This is a genomic window from Halorubrum ezzemoulense DSM 17463 (assembly GCF_002114285.1).
GTDB classification, from domain to species: domain Archaea; phylum Halobacteriota; class Halobacteria; order Halobacteriales; family Haloferacaceae; genus Halorubrum; species Halorubrum ezzemoulense.
On record NZ_NEDJ01000004.1, the window covers coordinates 1 to 12,263 of the forward strand.

General features: G+C 70.4%; 17 protein-coding genes and 1 pseudogene. 10 read left to right on the plus strand and 8 right to left on the minus strand.

Annotated features, from left to right (window positions below; all coding sequences use genetic code 11):
- Positions 1-384: pseudogene (locus tag B9H04_RS02115) on the minus strand (TIGR04206 family protein); the annotation flags it as partial.
- A 133-nt stretch (positions 385-517) separates the two neighbouring features.
- Between B9H04_RS02115 and B9H04_RS02120 the strand changes: the two are divergent.
- Positions 518-1,285, plus strand: coding sequence for a hypothetical protein (locus B9H04_RS02120; protein WP_049929691.1), 768 nt, complete (start codon positions 518-520; stop codon positions 1,283-1,285).
- Positions 1,286-1,316: 31 nt separating this feature from the next.
- Positions 1,317-1,613 carry a hypothetical protein gene (locus B9H04_RS02125; protein ID WP_049929692.1) on the plus strand — a complete coding sequence of 99 codons (297 nt, stop codon included), beginning with the start codon at positions 1,317-1,319 and terminating at the stop codon, positions 1,611-1,613.
- Between the two features lie 27 nt (positions 1,614-1,640).
- Here B9H04_RS02125 and B9H04_RS02130 read toward each other — a convergent pair whose 3' ends face one another.
- Positions 1,641-1,904, minus strand: a complete 264-nt coding sequence (locus tag B9H04_RS02130; RefSeq protein ID WP_080508534.1) for an NUDIX hydrolase — start codon at positions 1,902-1,904, stop codon at positions 1,641-1,643.
- A gap of 160 nt (positions 1,905-2,064) precedes the next feature.
- The gene (locus tag B9H04_RS02135; protein WP_085682404.1) at positions 2,065-3,408 is read right to left on the minus strand and encodes an alkaline phosphatase family protein; all 1,344 of its coding nucleotides are present in this window, start codon (positions 3,406-3,408) and stop codon (positions 2,065-2,067) included.
- On the opposite strand from B9H04_RS02135, the gene B9H04_RS18525 reads away from it, so the two are divergent.
- Both B9H04_RS18525 and B9H04_RS02140 read left to right on the plus strand, forming a co-directional pair.
- Positions 3,407-3,547, plus strand: a complete 141-nt coding sequence (locus B9H04_RS18525; RefSeq protein WP_155120026.1) for a hypothetical protein — start codon at positions 3,407-3,409, stop codon at positions 3,545-3,547. The genes B9H04_RS02135 and B9H04_RS18525 overlap by 2 nt on opposite strands.
- Positions 3,544-4,515: a phosphoadenosine phosphosulfate reductase family protein gene (locus tag B9H04_RS02140; RefSeq protein WP_049930091.1), complete on the plus strand. Its 972-nt coding sequence runs from the start codon at positions 3,544-3,546 to the stop codon at positions 4,513-4,515. Before B9H04_RS18525 ends, B9H04_RS02140 begins: the two co-directional genes overlap by 4 nt.
- A 36-nt stretch (positions 4,516-4,551) precedes the next feature.
- Here B9H04_RS02140 and B9H04_RS02145 read toward each other — a convergent pair whose 3' ends face one another.
- On the minus strand, positions 4,552-5,805 hold the full coding sequence (locus B9H04_RS02145; RefSeq protein WP_049929694.1) for a saccharopine dehydrogenase family protein: 1,254 nt from the start codon (positions 5,803-5,805) through the stop codon (positions 4,552-4,554).
- A 132-nt stretch (positions 5,806-5,937) separates the two neighbouring features.
- Here B9H04_RS02145 and B9H04_RS02150 point away from each other — a divergent pair, with 132 nt between their 5' ends.
- The 3 genes from B9H04_RS02150 (at position 5,938) to B9H04_RS02160 (ending at position 7,578) form a co-directional block, all read left to right on the plus strand.
- Positions 5,938-6,201 (plus strand): hypothetical protein, encoded by a 264-nt coding sequence (locus B9H04_RS02150; RefSeq protein ID WP_049929695.1) that lies wholly within the window; start codon positions 5,938-5,940, stop codon positions 6,199-6,201.
- Positions 6,194-6,403, plus strand: coding sequence for a hypothetical protein (locus B9H04_RS02155; RefSeq protein WP_049911035.1), 210 nt, complete (start codon positions 6,194-6,196; stop codon positions 6,401-6,403). The genes B9H04_RS02150 and B9H04_RS02155 overlap by 8 nt, the downstream gene beginning before the upstream one ends.
- Positions 6,404-6,573: 170 nt before the next feature.
- Complete coding sequence (locus tag B9H04_RS02160; RefSeq protein WP_049929696.1) at positions 6,574-7,578, plus strand: arsenic resistance protein; 1,005 nt, start codon at positions 6,574-6,576, stop codon at positions 7,576-7,578.
- Positions 7,579-7,638: 60 nt separating this feature from the next.
- On the opposite strand, the gene B9H04_RS02165 is transcribed toward B9H04_RS02160, so the two are convergent.
- From B9H04_RS02165 to B9H04_RS02180, 4 genes are all read right to left on the minus strand, one after another.
- Complete coding sequence (locus B9H04_RS02165; protein ID WP_049929697.1) at positions 7,639-8,550, minus strand: NAD-dependent epimerase/dehydratase family protein; 912 nt, start codon at positions 8,548-8,550, stop codon at positions 7,639-7,641.
- An 89-nt stretch (positions 8,551-8,639) separates the two neighbouring features.
- Positions 8,640-9,536 carry a DUF4097 family beta strand repeat-containing protein gene (locus tag B9H04_RS02170; RefSeq protein ID WP_049929698.1) on the minus strand — a complete coding sequence of 299 codons (897 nt, stop codon included), beginning with the start codon at positions 9,534-9,536 and terminating at the stop codon, positions 8,640-8,642.
- Positions 9,529-10,212, minus strand: coding sequence for a sensor domain-containing protein (locus B9H04_RS02175; RefSeq protein ID WP_233125175.1), 684 nt, complete (start codon positions 10,210-10,212; stop codon positions 9,529-9,531). Before B9H04_RS02175 ends, B9H04_RS02170 begins: the two co-directional genes overlap by 8 nt.
- A 112-nt stretch (positions 10,213-10,324) precedes the next feature.
- On the minus strand, positions 10,325-11,083 hold the full coding sequence (locus B9H04_RS02180; protein WP_049929699.1) for a sensor domain-containing protein: 759 nt from the start codon (positions 11,081-11,083) through the stop codon (positions 10,325-10,327).
- Between the two features lie 161 nt (positions 11,084-11,244).
- Between B9H04_RS02180 and B9H04_RS02185 the strand changes: the two genes are divergently transcribed.
- From B9H04_RS02185 to B9H04_RS02195, 3 genes are read left to right on the plus strand one after another with little or no spacing between them, the layout of a single operon-like run.
- Positions 11,245-11,601, plus strand: coding sequence for an ArsR/SmtB family transcription factor (locus B9H04_RS02185; protein ID WP_049929700.1), 357 nt, complete (start codon positions 11,245-11,247; stop codon positions 11,599-11,601).
- Complete coding sequence (locus B9H04_RS02190) at positions 11,598-11,981, plus strand: hypothetical protein (protein WP_241987189.1); 384 nt, start codon at positions 11,598-11,600, stop codon at positions 11,979-11,981. Before B9H04_RS02185 ends, B9H04_RS02190 begins: the two co-directional genes overlap by 4 nt.
- Positions 11,978-12,250, plus strand: coding sequence for a DUF7521 family protein (locus B9H04_RS02195; protein ID WP_049929701.1), 273 nt, complete (start codon positions 11,978-11,980; stop codon positions 12,248-12,250). The genes B9H04_RS02190 and B9H04_RS02195 overlap by 4 nt, the downstream gene beginning before the upstream one ends.
- Positions 12,251-12,263 lie beyond the last annotated feature (13 nt).

The window sequence follows — 12,263 nt, forward strand, 5'->3', positions numbered from 1 at the left end:
CGTGGCGCGCCCGGGCGCGAGTAGGTGGAACCCGACGGCGGGCGGCCACGCGCGGATCGACGGAGGAAGCGTCGCGAACGGCCGCGGCTGGTCGAGGAAGTACGACCACACCGGGTACCCGCCGATCCCGCCGTCGGCGCCGAGCGTCACGAATCCCCAGAGGCTCACCAGCGTCGCGGTTCCGTCGCCGCCGGGCACGACCGCCATCGGGACCGCGAGCAACGCGGCGGCGAGGAGCCATTCGACGCGCCCGCTGGTCGACGGGCCGTCCGACTTCGACGCGGGTCGGGGCCTCGATTTCGCCTCCGGCCGTGCGGTCGATTCGGCCGACGACTGCGACCCCGACCCTGCCCCCGACCCCGAAGCGCCGTCCGGTCTCTCCATGCGAGCGGTTCGACGCCCGGAAGTAAGTATGGTCGGGGCGTCGGGGCGGCGGTGCGTCGGGTCGGCGGTGCGTCGGCGCCGCCGCGCGAGCGGTCCCCGTCAAGCGTAACTCATCGCCGCCCGTAAGCAGGGTGTGAACACTGACGACGGCGGCCACCACGACGCGGCGGTCGACGCGCTGGCGGCGCGAGCGTACGAGCGGGCGGGCGACCGCTACACCCGCGGGGGGCGACGCGTGCTGGCCGACCCGCGGCCGGAGGTCGACCCCTTCGAGCCCGACGAGAAGGGGTGGATCGGACAGGGGCTCCAACAGCTGCTCGCCGCGGCGGTCGCGTACCGCGTCGCGGGCGCCGACGGTCGCGCGACCCAGCGCGCGGTCGAGGGGATCGCCGCGAGCCGCGACTTCGGACGCGTCCTCGACGAGCCGGGGCAGGGGGCCTGCCTGAGCGAGTTCGTCGCAGACTTCCGGGTCGCCGGCGGGCTGGGCGGCGCCGACGACGCGTACGACGACGCGGCGGCGCGCTACGAGGCGGCGGGCGACGGCGTCGACGCGCCGCAGGCGCTCGCGACGACGCCGCTCTTCGAGGCCGCGGCCGCGACGATCAAGCAGGTCGCGCGGGGGCAGGCGGACGGCGAGATCGCGATCAAGTGGGAGGACCTCCACGGCGCCGACCCCGACCGCCCGGGCGATTTCCTCGCGCACCGCGCCCGATTCAAGAAGCAGCGGTTCCGCGGCCTGATCGAGCGCGCGGTTGATGACGGCCACCTCGCCGCGCCCCGAGGGACGACCGAGTACAACAACGACGGGAACCGCTGTCCGAACTGCGGGTCGACCCACGTGAACTGGGCCGGCACCGGGATCCTCTGTCTGCGGTGTTCGACGCCGACCGAGAGCATTTAACGGTCGGAGTCGAACCGGCCGATCGACACCGATGTCGCCCTCCATTCCCTCGTTCGGGAGCGACGAGCGGTCGGACCTCCCGTCCGACCACCTGGCGGTCGACGCGACGGGAGCGTACGTCGCGGAGAACTCGGGCGGATTCAACGATCCCACCCGGGGGCGCATGGTCGCGCTCGGTTCCGGCGGGTCCATGCGGTGGGAGGCGCCGTTTCCCGACGAGATCGAACCGCGGGCCCTGTTCGCCATCGGCGGCCGACTGGTCGCCGTCGAGCGCGAGAGCGCGTACGCGTTCCGCGCGGCCCCGGGCGAGCGCTGGTCGCCGCTGTGAGGACTGTGAGTTCGGGGCGTCGTCCGGCTACGCGGTGAGCGCGTCGAGCACATCCGGCACGTTGAACGTCGCGTTGGGCTGCCGTAGTCGGTCGATCGGAACCCACCGCGAGACGTGTTCGGTCCCTCGCTCCGGTTCAACGAGCGCGAACGAATCGCGGGCATACGGCCATTCCTCAGCGATTCGACCCTCGTAGACGCGCCACACCTCGTGGGCAGGCTCCCCGCCGCGCTCGAAGACGCGCTCGAAGGTACCGACCGCCGTCGGGTCGAGCGGCTCCACGCCGAGCATCTCGTCGAACTCGCGGACGACCCCCTCGCGGCTGTGTTCGTCGAACGGCGCCGAGCGCGACGAAGCGAACGCCGTCGGTCATCACACGCGATACGCCGTCCGCCCGGAGGGTGACCGTGTCGGATACGCCCGCCGCGGGACGGCGGCGTCGGCGAGGTCGCTACGACAGCAGGCTCTCGCCGTCGAACTCGGCGTCGGCGTCGACGTCGAGCAGGTCGAGCACCGTCGGCGTCACGTCGAAGAGGTTCGCGTCGGCCAGGTCGAGGTCTGGATCGGTCGCGTACAGCAGCGAGTTCTCGAACTTGTGCATCCCGTTGCGCGGTCCCTCGGTGAACACCGCCTCCTTGCCGGAGAAGCCCGACTTGAGGTCGAACCCGTCCGCGGGGATGACGACCAGGTCGGGGGCGATGTCGTCGTGGGCGCCGTCGAAGGCGTCCTCGCCTTTCACGATCCGCTTACACACCTGTCGGCCGTCGGGGCCGGTGAGCGATTCGAGGTCGTCGATGAGCTCCTCGCGCGTCGCCTCGTACTCGTCCTCGGGCACGACGCCGTTCGGCTCGCGGCCCTCCACGTTGAGGTAGAAGCGCCCGGGAATGAGCGAGTACGCGCGCGCCTCGTCGTCGATGTCGGTCAGCGAATCGTGGTCGTCGTCCTCGTATGAGAGCCACCCCTCGTCGGCGAGGAACTGGTTACAGTTCACCTCCCACTCCAGCCGAGTGAAGCCGTGGTCGGAGGCGACGACCAGGGTGGTGTCGTCGTCGAGCGAGTCGCGGATCGCGCCGATGTACTCGTCGAGCGTGCGGTAGAACTCGAGGAACTCCTCGGCGTACTCGCCGTCCGTCGCGTAGTCGCCGAAGAGGAAGTGGTTCACGCGGTCGGTGCTCATGAACACGCCGAAGAAGAGGTCCCCGTCGTCCTCGGCGAGGTAGTGGTCGAACGCCTCGTACCGGGCGTCGAGGGTCGCGTGCGCGTCTTCGATGAACTCCGTCTTGTCGTCGTCGTGGCCGAGCTTGGCGTTGACGTCGATCTTGTAGTCGAAGCCGTCGAGCGTCTCGCGGAGCGACTCGTCGCTCGTAGCCGACTCGAGGTCGGGCGAGAGGAAGCCGGAGGCCATCCGCTGGATCCGCGTCGAGGGCGGGAAGGTGACCGGGACGTTGAGGACGGTCGCGTCGCGCCCGGCGTCGGTGACGCGGTCCCACAGCCGGGTCGCCTGTACGTGGCGCCCGAGCGGGACGTACGTCTCGTAGGAGTCGACCTCGCGGTCCTGGAAGCCGTACACGCCCGTTTCGCCGGGGTTCACGCCGGTCGTGAGGCTCGGCCAGCAGGCGCTCGACTCCGGCGGCACGATGCTCTCCAACCGCCCGCCGGAGCCGGTCTCGGCGATGTCGGTCAGGTTCTCGAAGACTTCCGGGTGGTCCTCGACGAGGTCGAGCGGTACGCCGTCGATGCCGAGGAAGACGACGCGGTCGTCGTCCTCGCCGCGGAGCCGGTCGAACAGACCCATGACCGACGATTCCGGGGCGGTCGGCATATCCCTTGTGTTCCGCGAGGGCGCGGCGACGACGGCCCGGCAACGGACCGGCGGCCCCCGGCCGCGATTCAGAAGGCCTATCTCCTTTCGCGGCGACATCTCGGGCGTATGAGCGACGACTTCCCGGCGAGCGTCGACGTCGATTACGCCGACGGCGAGGGGGAGACCCCCGACGACTACCCGTCGATCCAGCACAAAATCGAGAAGGCGGTCGAGGTCACGCGCCGCGGGCTCGAACAGTACGACAACCCCGCCGTGATGTGGACGGGCGGGAAAGACTCCACGCTGACGCTGTACTTCATCAATCAGGTGGCCGAGGAGTACGGCTACGAGAAGCCGACGGCCGTGTTCATCGACCACTTCCAGCACTTCGACTCGATCACCGACTTCGTCGAGCACTGGGCGGACGAGTGGGAGATCGACCTCGTGTACGCCCGCAACGACGACGTGGGCGCGTACGTCGAGGAACACGGCCTCGAACCCGGCGACGACATCCCCGTCGACGCGCTCTCGGAGCACAACCAGCACCACATCCGGGAGATCCTCGAGTTCGAGGAGGACACGTTCCCGTTCCTGCTCGACACCTACGTCGGCAACCACCTGCTGAAGACGGTCGCGCTCAACGACGCCCTCGAGGAGTACGATATCGACGGCGTCATCTCCGGCGTCCGCTGGGACGAGCAGGAGGCCCGCGCCGACGAGACGTTCTTCTCGCCGCGCCACGACCCCGACCTGTTCCCGCCGCACGACCGCATCCAGCCTATCCTCCAGTTCGCCGAGGCCGACGTGTGGGACGCCTTCTGGAACTTCGTCGTCCCCGACACCGTCGAGGCGTTCCCCGACGAGGGGTACATCCCGCAGGCCGACGACGACCTGCCGGAGGGTGTCACGCAGGAGGACATCCCGATCTCGCCGAAGTACTTCGCCGGGTTCCGCTCGCTCGGCAGCGAGGTTTCGACCGAGAAGACGACCGAGGAGCCCGCCTGGCTCCAGAACCTCGAAGGCACGACCGAGCGCGCCGGCCGCGCCCAGGACAAGGAGGACCTGATGGAGCGCCTGCGCGACCTCGGCTACATGTAATCGACGGGCGGGAGCGGTCCGCCCGATACGCTTCTTTTACGACTCGCCGACCGCTGCGGTGAACCCCACGTCGCGGAGTCGCTCCGCGAGCGGGAGCCCGATCCCCGACGCCGGCGTCAACACGCCACCGTCGAACGGGGAGTCGACGTCGTCGCGCGCCAGACAGACGGCCGACTCGCCGAGCATCCGCGCCGTCGCGCCGTAGCCGGGGTCTCGGTCGGCCCCGAACTCGGCCTCGACGGTGAACGGCCCGTCAGCGCCCGTCCCGCGGCCCAACACCCGGATCAGGAAGCTCCCCGCTTCCGCCTCCTCCCGCGTCGGCCCCTCGCCGGGGTCGGGGAAGACGTAGCGCCGCAGCGCGTCGCGCACCGGCCCGACCGACATGGCCGCGGAGAACAGCCCGAGTCCGCCGGCGGCGGCGGTCGCGGTCGCCGCGCCGACCGGTCCCGACCCGGTCGGCACGACCTCTCCGCACTTGAACTCGCGGCCCCACGGGTAGCCGAGCAGGGCGTTGCTCCGCCGGACCACGCGCTCGTTCACCGGCGCCATCGGCGACGGGGCGGTCCACTCGCCCCGGAGCGGATCGCGCCGCGGCCAGCGCTGCTCGCCGGGGTCGACGCCGCTCCGCTCGCCGCGGGGGGCCAGCGAGTACGGGTTCCGGAGCGCCTCGCGGGCGAGCGGGTCGGTCGCGGCCGCCTCGAACAGCTCGCCGAAGCTCGCAAGCGTGCCGCCGCTGACGCTCCCGCTCCCGCCGTCGAGGTAGATCCGGACTGACTCGCAGGGCGCGCCGTGGGCCTCCGCCGCGAACGACTGGACGAGCAGCGTCCCGATGTCCGCCGGCACGGAGTCGAACCCGCAGCTGTGGACGATCCGCGCCTCGTTCTCGACGGCGGCCTCGTGGAACCGGTCGACCGTCTCGCGCACCCAGTTCACCTCGCCCGTGAGGTCGCAGTAGTCCGTCCCGGTCTCGACGCAGGCCTCGACCAGCGGCGTTCCGTACGCCGTGTACGGGCCGACCGTCGTACAGACGACCTCGGTGTCGCGGGCGATGGCGCGCAGGCTCTCCGGGTCGGTCGCGTCGCCGACGACGACGGGCACGTCGTCCCACGCGTCGCTCCGCCGCGTGAGGTCGTCGACGAGCGCGTCGAGCCGCTCTCGACTCCGCCCGCCGACGGCGAGCGAGAGGGCTTCGGGGTCGTATCGCTCGGTCAGGTACTCGGCCGCGAAGCGCCCGGCGACGCCGGTCGCGCCCCACACCACCACGTCGTGTTTCCGATCCGCGTTCGTCATCCGTGAGCGCGTACGGGCCGGCCGCCTAAACCAACGGGGGTACGCGTCGCCGGAACCGGGACGCCGCCGAACCCGACGCGGCAGGACGCTGTGACGCGCTACCTCTTTACACTGGCAGCCGCAACGGATCGCATGGCCGTTGGCACTCGGTTATCACTACAGCTCGCCGACTTCGGCACCCGATCGCTCGTCACCCACGCGCTCATGGCGGTGGGGTTCGTCGGCGCGGTCGTCACGGGGTTGTTCGTCGACGGACAGCTCGGCGTCGTCTCGATGGCGGCGTTCATCAACTTCACCGCCGGCTTGTGGATCTGCCAGTCGATCCACTCGCTCGGCAACGCCGCCACCGAGGACGAGTATCAGGGCGTGCTCAAGGAGATATTAAATCGTGTCTAGCGAGCCCGGCATCGACACGGGCCGTTTCGGGCGAACGCTCGTGCTCATCGGCTTCGTCACGACCGTCTTCCTGTTTCTCATCGCCGAGCGCCTCTCCGGCGACACGTTCCGGATCGGCGCTATCGCGATCGGGACGGTGGCGCTGATCACCGCGATCACCGGATTCCTGATCGCCGCTGGCAGCGCGGTCGAGGGGCACTAGCCCGGCCGCGACCCGCGACGCGCCCGTCTCGACAGGAGCAGCCCCCGCGCGCTCGCGTCGCCGCACGCGTCGGCCCGCATCGCCGTGCGCGTCGGGCCGCGCCGGAAATTGTCGGATCACCCGCGTTCTGCCCGAAATATTATTGTGTAGTGACCACAATAATATACACGATGATACGGCGGTTCCTCACAGGGATCAAGTCGAACCTGATCTACGTCGTGGTCGGGTCGCTGGCGGCGGGGCTGATCGTCGGGCAGTTCACCGGGGCGTCGTTCAAGCGACTCCTCCAGTCCGCGGTGGTCCCCGTGCTGTTCCTGATGATCTACCCGATGATGATCAACATCGACCTCAGGGAGGTGGTGAACGTCCGCAGCCACGCGCGGGTCGTCGCGCTCAGTCTCCTCGTCAACTTCGGGGTCGCCCCGCTACTCGCGGTCGGGCTCGCGCGGCTGTTCTTCGACGGGAGCGTCGGCTACGCGTTCGGGCTCTACTTCATCGCGCTCATCCCGACCTCCGGAATGACCGCCGCTTGGACCGGGCTCGCCAACGGCGACTTGGAGTCCGCGCTCGTGGCGATGGCGGTGAACCTGCTGGTCGCCGTCGCGGTCCTGCCGACGTACCTCGCCGCGCTGATCCCGGCGAGCGTCGGCTTCGACGCCGCCGCGCTGTACGGGCAGCTCGCCCGCGTGGTCGTCCTCCCGATGATCGCCGGCACGCTCACGCGGCGGGTGCTGCTCGGTCGGCTGGGCGCGGACGGGTTCAGGCGACTGAAGCCGACGCTCGGCGGGCTCAGCTCCTTCGGCGTCATGCTGATCGTGTTCATCGCCATGGCGATGCGATCCGAGAGCATTCTCGCCGACCCCGTCGCATCGGGGGCCACGATCGTCCCCATCGTGGCGTTCTACGCGCTCCTGCTCGCCGTCGGGTCGGGGCTCGGACGCGCGCTCCGGGACGCCGCCAGCGGCGTCGCGCTCGTGTACGCCACGAGCATGCGCAACCTCTCGATCGCGGTGGCGGTCGTCGTCGCCGCGCCGGCGGTCCCCGAGACCGCCGTGCTGCCGATCACGTTGGCCTACGTCGTCCAACCGCCGCTGGGCGCGGTGTATATGCACTACCGCCGCGACGTCGCCGACGGCGACGCGTCGCTCTCCGACGCGGTCGCCTCGATCATCTGAGCCGTCGAGCGGCCGGTCGTCGCCGGAGGCCGCGGCCCTCCCTACCGGGCCGTCGTCGCGCTACTGATACGGTTCGCAGACCCTCTCGACGCCCTCCTCGAAGCCGATCTCGGGCTCCCAGCCGGTGGCCTCGTGGAACGTCGAGTAGTCGGCCATCGTGTCGTGGACGTAGCCGTCGAACGGGCACTCGATGTACTCGGGGTCGACGTCCGTCCCGAGCACGTCGTTGATCATCGCGACCATCTCGTTGAACGTGTACGCCTCCTGGGTGCCGACGTTGTACACGCCCGTCAGCTCGTGGTCGGCGGCGAGTTCGCAGGCGCGGGCCACGTCCGAGACGTGCGTGAAGTCTCGGGTCTGGCTCCCGTCGCCGAACAGCTCGGGCGCCTCGCCGGAGGCGATCGCGTCCGCGAACTGCGCGACCGTGTTCGCGTACTCGCCCTTGTGCTCCTCGTTGCCGCCGAAGCCCTGGTACACCGAGAAGAAGCGCAGGCCGGCCACGTTCATGTCGTGGTGGTTGGCGAAGTACTCGGCGTAGCGTTCGCGGGCGAGCTTCGAGGCCTCGTAGGCGGTGTGCGCCTCCACGTCCATGTCGACGGGCGAGGGCTCGGTGCGGCTCCCGTAGATCGAGGAGGTGGAGGCGTAGACGACCGTCTCACAGCCCGCTTCGCGGGCACGCTCGACAGCGTTGACGAACCCCTCGACGTTGACGCGGCAGCCGCGCTGGGGGTCGTTCTCGTGCATGTTCCGCGAGGAGAGCGCGGCGAGGTGGAAGACGACGTCGACGTCGACGGGGTAGTCGTCGTCGACCACGGAGGCCTCGACGAACTCGACGGCGTCGTCGAGGTTCTCGGCGGCGCCGAGGTAGAGGTCGTCGACGGCGATCACGTCGTTATCGACCGCGAGGCGGTTCGCGAGGTTCGAGCCGATGAACCCGGCGCCGCCCGTGACGAGGACGCGTTTGCCTTGCATGATCGAGTGTCCTCGGAGGCGACAATTCAGCGCTTCGGTTTCGCGCGGGAGCGCAGGTCGCCGCTGTCGACAACGGCGACGCCGACGGCTCACGCCCGGATCGTGATGTCGCCGTCGCGGGTCCGGGCTGTCACCGCGGCGTCGCCGCCGTTGACGGCCGCTCGGAGCCGAGACTCCGTCCGCTCGCGGACGCTGACCGCGCCGCCGCCGTCCGTGACGACGAACTCCCCGTCGTCGGTTCTCGCGGTCAGGGTCGCGCTCAGATCGTCGCCGAGCCGGAGCAGGAGGTCGCCGTCGGTCGACGCGACGACCGCGTCAGACGCCGCGGCGGGCACGTCCGCGACGACATCGCCGTCCCGCGTCCGCAGGGCGTCGACGCGGGCGGGGTCCCGCGCGCGTATCTCGCCGTCCACGGTCGTCGCCGAGAGCGTTCCGTCGGTCCCGTCGACGAGAACGTCGCCGTCGCGGGACTCGGCGCGCACGTCGCCGCGGGCGTCGGTGACCGACACGTCGCCGTCCGTCGTCGCCAGCGTCGCGCCGTCGGGGACCGACTCCGCCCGCACGTCGCCGTCGGCGGTGCGGACCTCGTCGACCGCGACGCTCGGCGGCGCGCGGATCTCGAGGTCGACGCGGCCGCCGCCGAACCCGACGACCCGCGGCTCGTCCGTCGTCACTTCGAGGCGGTCGCCGACGGTCCGCACGGTCACGCCGAGTTCGTCGAACGAGACGCGGCCGAGGGCGCGCTTCCGGGCGACGACCGCGATGTCGTCGCGGGACTCCGCGCGGAAGTCGATATCGCCGGTGGCCTCCGTCACGGCGAGCGTCGAGACCGTCGAGGGGTCGACGCTGCGCCGCTCCGTCTCCGTCCGGCGGTCGACGTCGACGACGCCGCTACAGCCGGCGAGGGTCGTTCCCAGTCCAACACCGACCGCGCCGAGCAGTCGCCGCCGCGTCGACGACCCGTCGGCTGCCGAACGGTCACGCATCGGCCGCCTCCGCGGACCGCGCCGCGCCGCCGAGCAGCGCGTCGGTGAGGAAGCCGCCGAACCGGGCGACGCCGTTGGTCACGTGGAGCGACACGAGGACGAGGAGGACGCCGAGGCCGCCCCCGGCGACCGCCTCGCCCAGCGTGTCGACCACGTACGGGCCGAACGTGTAGGTGACGCCGGGCGCGTCGTAGAGCGCCGGCGCGGCGAGCAGCGTCGCAGACACCGCGAACGCGGTGACGAGCGCGGTGAACGCGACGACGCCGTAAACGAACTTGAGCCCGACGAGCAGCAGCCCGGTCCACGCCGCCGGCGCGGTGAGGACCCGCTTCGTCGTGCCGATCGCCTCCTCGACCGACCCGAAGGCGAGTTCGATCCCTCCGTCGTCGCCGTCGACCTCGACGTCGAGGAGGTGGTCGGCGAGCCGGCGCTCGAACGAGCTGATACCGAGCGTCACGACCAGCGTCGCGAGGACGATCGGGACGCCGGCGAACGTGACGAGGAGCCCGAGTCCCGTCGAGAGGCCCGTCGTGACGACGGTGAAGTAGGCGATGCCCAGCGGGAACGCTAACAGGAGGTACGCTAGGTTGCGATACGTCTGCGCGTCGAACGGCACACCGACGAAGCGCGCGAGCGCCGCGACCGGTGAGCGTGGGGACCAGCGGTGATCGCTCATGCTGTACCTACCGCTTGCGACCGAGCTCACATATAAAGAATCGAACGCTGCTCAGCGGGCAACGCCACCAAAAATATAAGTACGATGTTTTTCGCAGCGGGCGAACGCCGGGTCAGTCGTCGCTCACCGGCGAGGTGCCAGCGCCGAGCGCGAACTCTGCCCACCGCGCGCAGAGCCAGCCGGCGGCGCTCACGACGTTCAGCCCGACGAGGGCCGCCAGCACGCCGAACAGAGACATGAGGAGCGCGCCCGGCAACGTCGACACCTCCCACGACGTGAGTCGGACGATGAACGAGACGCCGACCTCGAACTGCTCCCACGGGACGACGACCGACAGCTCCCGACGGATCGGCTCCGGGAGGATGAGCCCGACGGACGCGCCGGGCGCGTCGTAGTACAGCGGCGCCGCCAGCAGCGACGCGCCGACGCTGAGCACGACCGTGAGGAGCGTGAAGCCGGCGACGCCGATGATCAGCTTCGACAGGACGAACAGGAGGGCGCCCCACACGGCGAGGTCGGTCGCCGCGGCGAGGGCCCGGTCGGCGATGCCCGACGCCTCCGTCACCTTCCACGACGGGTCGGCGATGTCGGCGCCGAGGAGCCGACGAGCGAGCACGCGTTCGCCGATCGACACCAGCACCACGCCGCCCAGCGTCGCCGCGAGGATCGGTACGCCGACGAGGAGTACGGAGAGGCTGACACCGAGCGACAGCCCGACCACGGTACAGACGAAGTACGCGATCCCGAGGGGAAACGACAGCGCCAGGTACGCCGCAGCGGCGTAGGTCCGAATCCGGAACGGCGCTGAGAGCACCGCTTCGGCGACCCGTCTGTTCGCGGGGGGATCCGAGAGCGCGTCCGAGAGGGCCATCGGCTGAGTGGAGCGTCGGCCAGCAGCCGTAAGAAATCTCGGTCTCGTCAGCGATCCGACGGTTCTCGTGACGCGGACCGACGCTGCGCGCCGGACTGCGGCGCGACCGAACTCAGTCCTCGGCGGGAAGACTAAGTTTCCCGATTACGAGGTTCGACCGAATGGGCACGGAGGCGTCGGTCGATCCGCGGGAAGTGTACTCGCTGCTCGACGACGAGTACGCCCGGCAGATCCTCATCGAGACCTACGAGGAGACGCGGTCGGCGAGCGCGCTCAGCGAGGCCTGCGACGCCTCCGAGGCGACCGTCTACCGCCGGCTCGAACGCCTCCGCGAACAGGACCTCGTCGAGACGGTACAGGAGGTCGACCCGGACCGCGGTCCCCAGCAGGTGTACGCCGCTCGGCTCAACCGCGTCTCCGTCGACCTGACCGCGAGCGGGTTCGAAGTGAGCGTCGACTACGTCGAGGAGACGGCCGCCGACCGACTGACGCGGCTCTACGAGGAGCTTTCGGGATGATCGGAACGTGGCCCGTGGCGACGGCGCTTGCGGCGGTCACGGAGCAGAGCGTCTCGGTAATCGGGCGACAGAGTCTCCCGATTCAGGTCGACGTGGTCGGCGGCGGCGGTGGGCTCGCCGCGATCACGATCGCCGCGTTCTTCCTCTCGGTGCTGCTCGCGGTGTTCGTCACCTACCGCTTCGCGCGTGGATACCTGCGAACGCGCCGCCGGCCGCTGCTGTTCCTGACGCTCGGGCTACTGCTGTTGGCGCCCCTCCCGATGTTCCTCCGGCTGGCGTCCGGCAACGTCGCGTGGGTGACCGCCACCGAGCGGACCGTGGTCGTGACCGCGAGCAAGCTCTGCGGGCTCCTGCTGATCCTCGGGGTGGTCTACCGGTGACGCTCTCCGTCGTCGCGACCGCGGGCGGGGTCGCCACCGCCTGCCTCGGGGCGTACGTGTCGTACCTCGCCTACGACGGCTGGCGCCGGAACGAGAGCCGGACGATGCTGCTTCTGGCCGTCGGCGTCGCCTGTATCGCGGTCCTCCCGTACGTCGTCGCGTACGGCCTGACGCCGCTGTTGGGGCTCTCCGACGCGGCGACCGTGTTCGGCGTCACCGTGGCGCACCTAATTGGACTCGGCGCGCTGGCGCGGTCGGTGACCGACTGACGCGGTCGGGCGT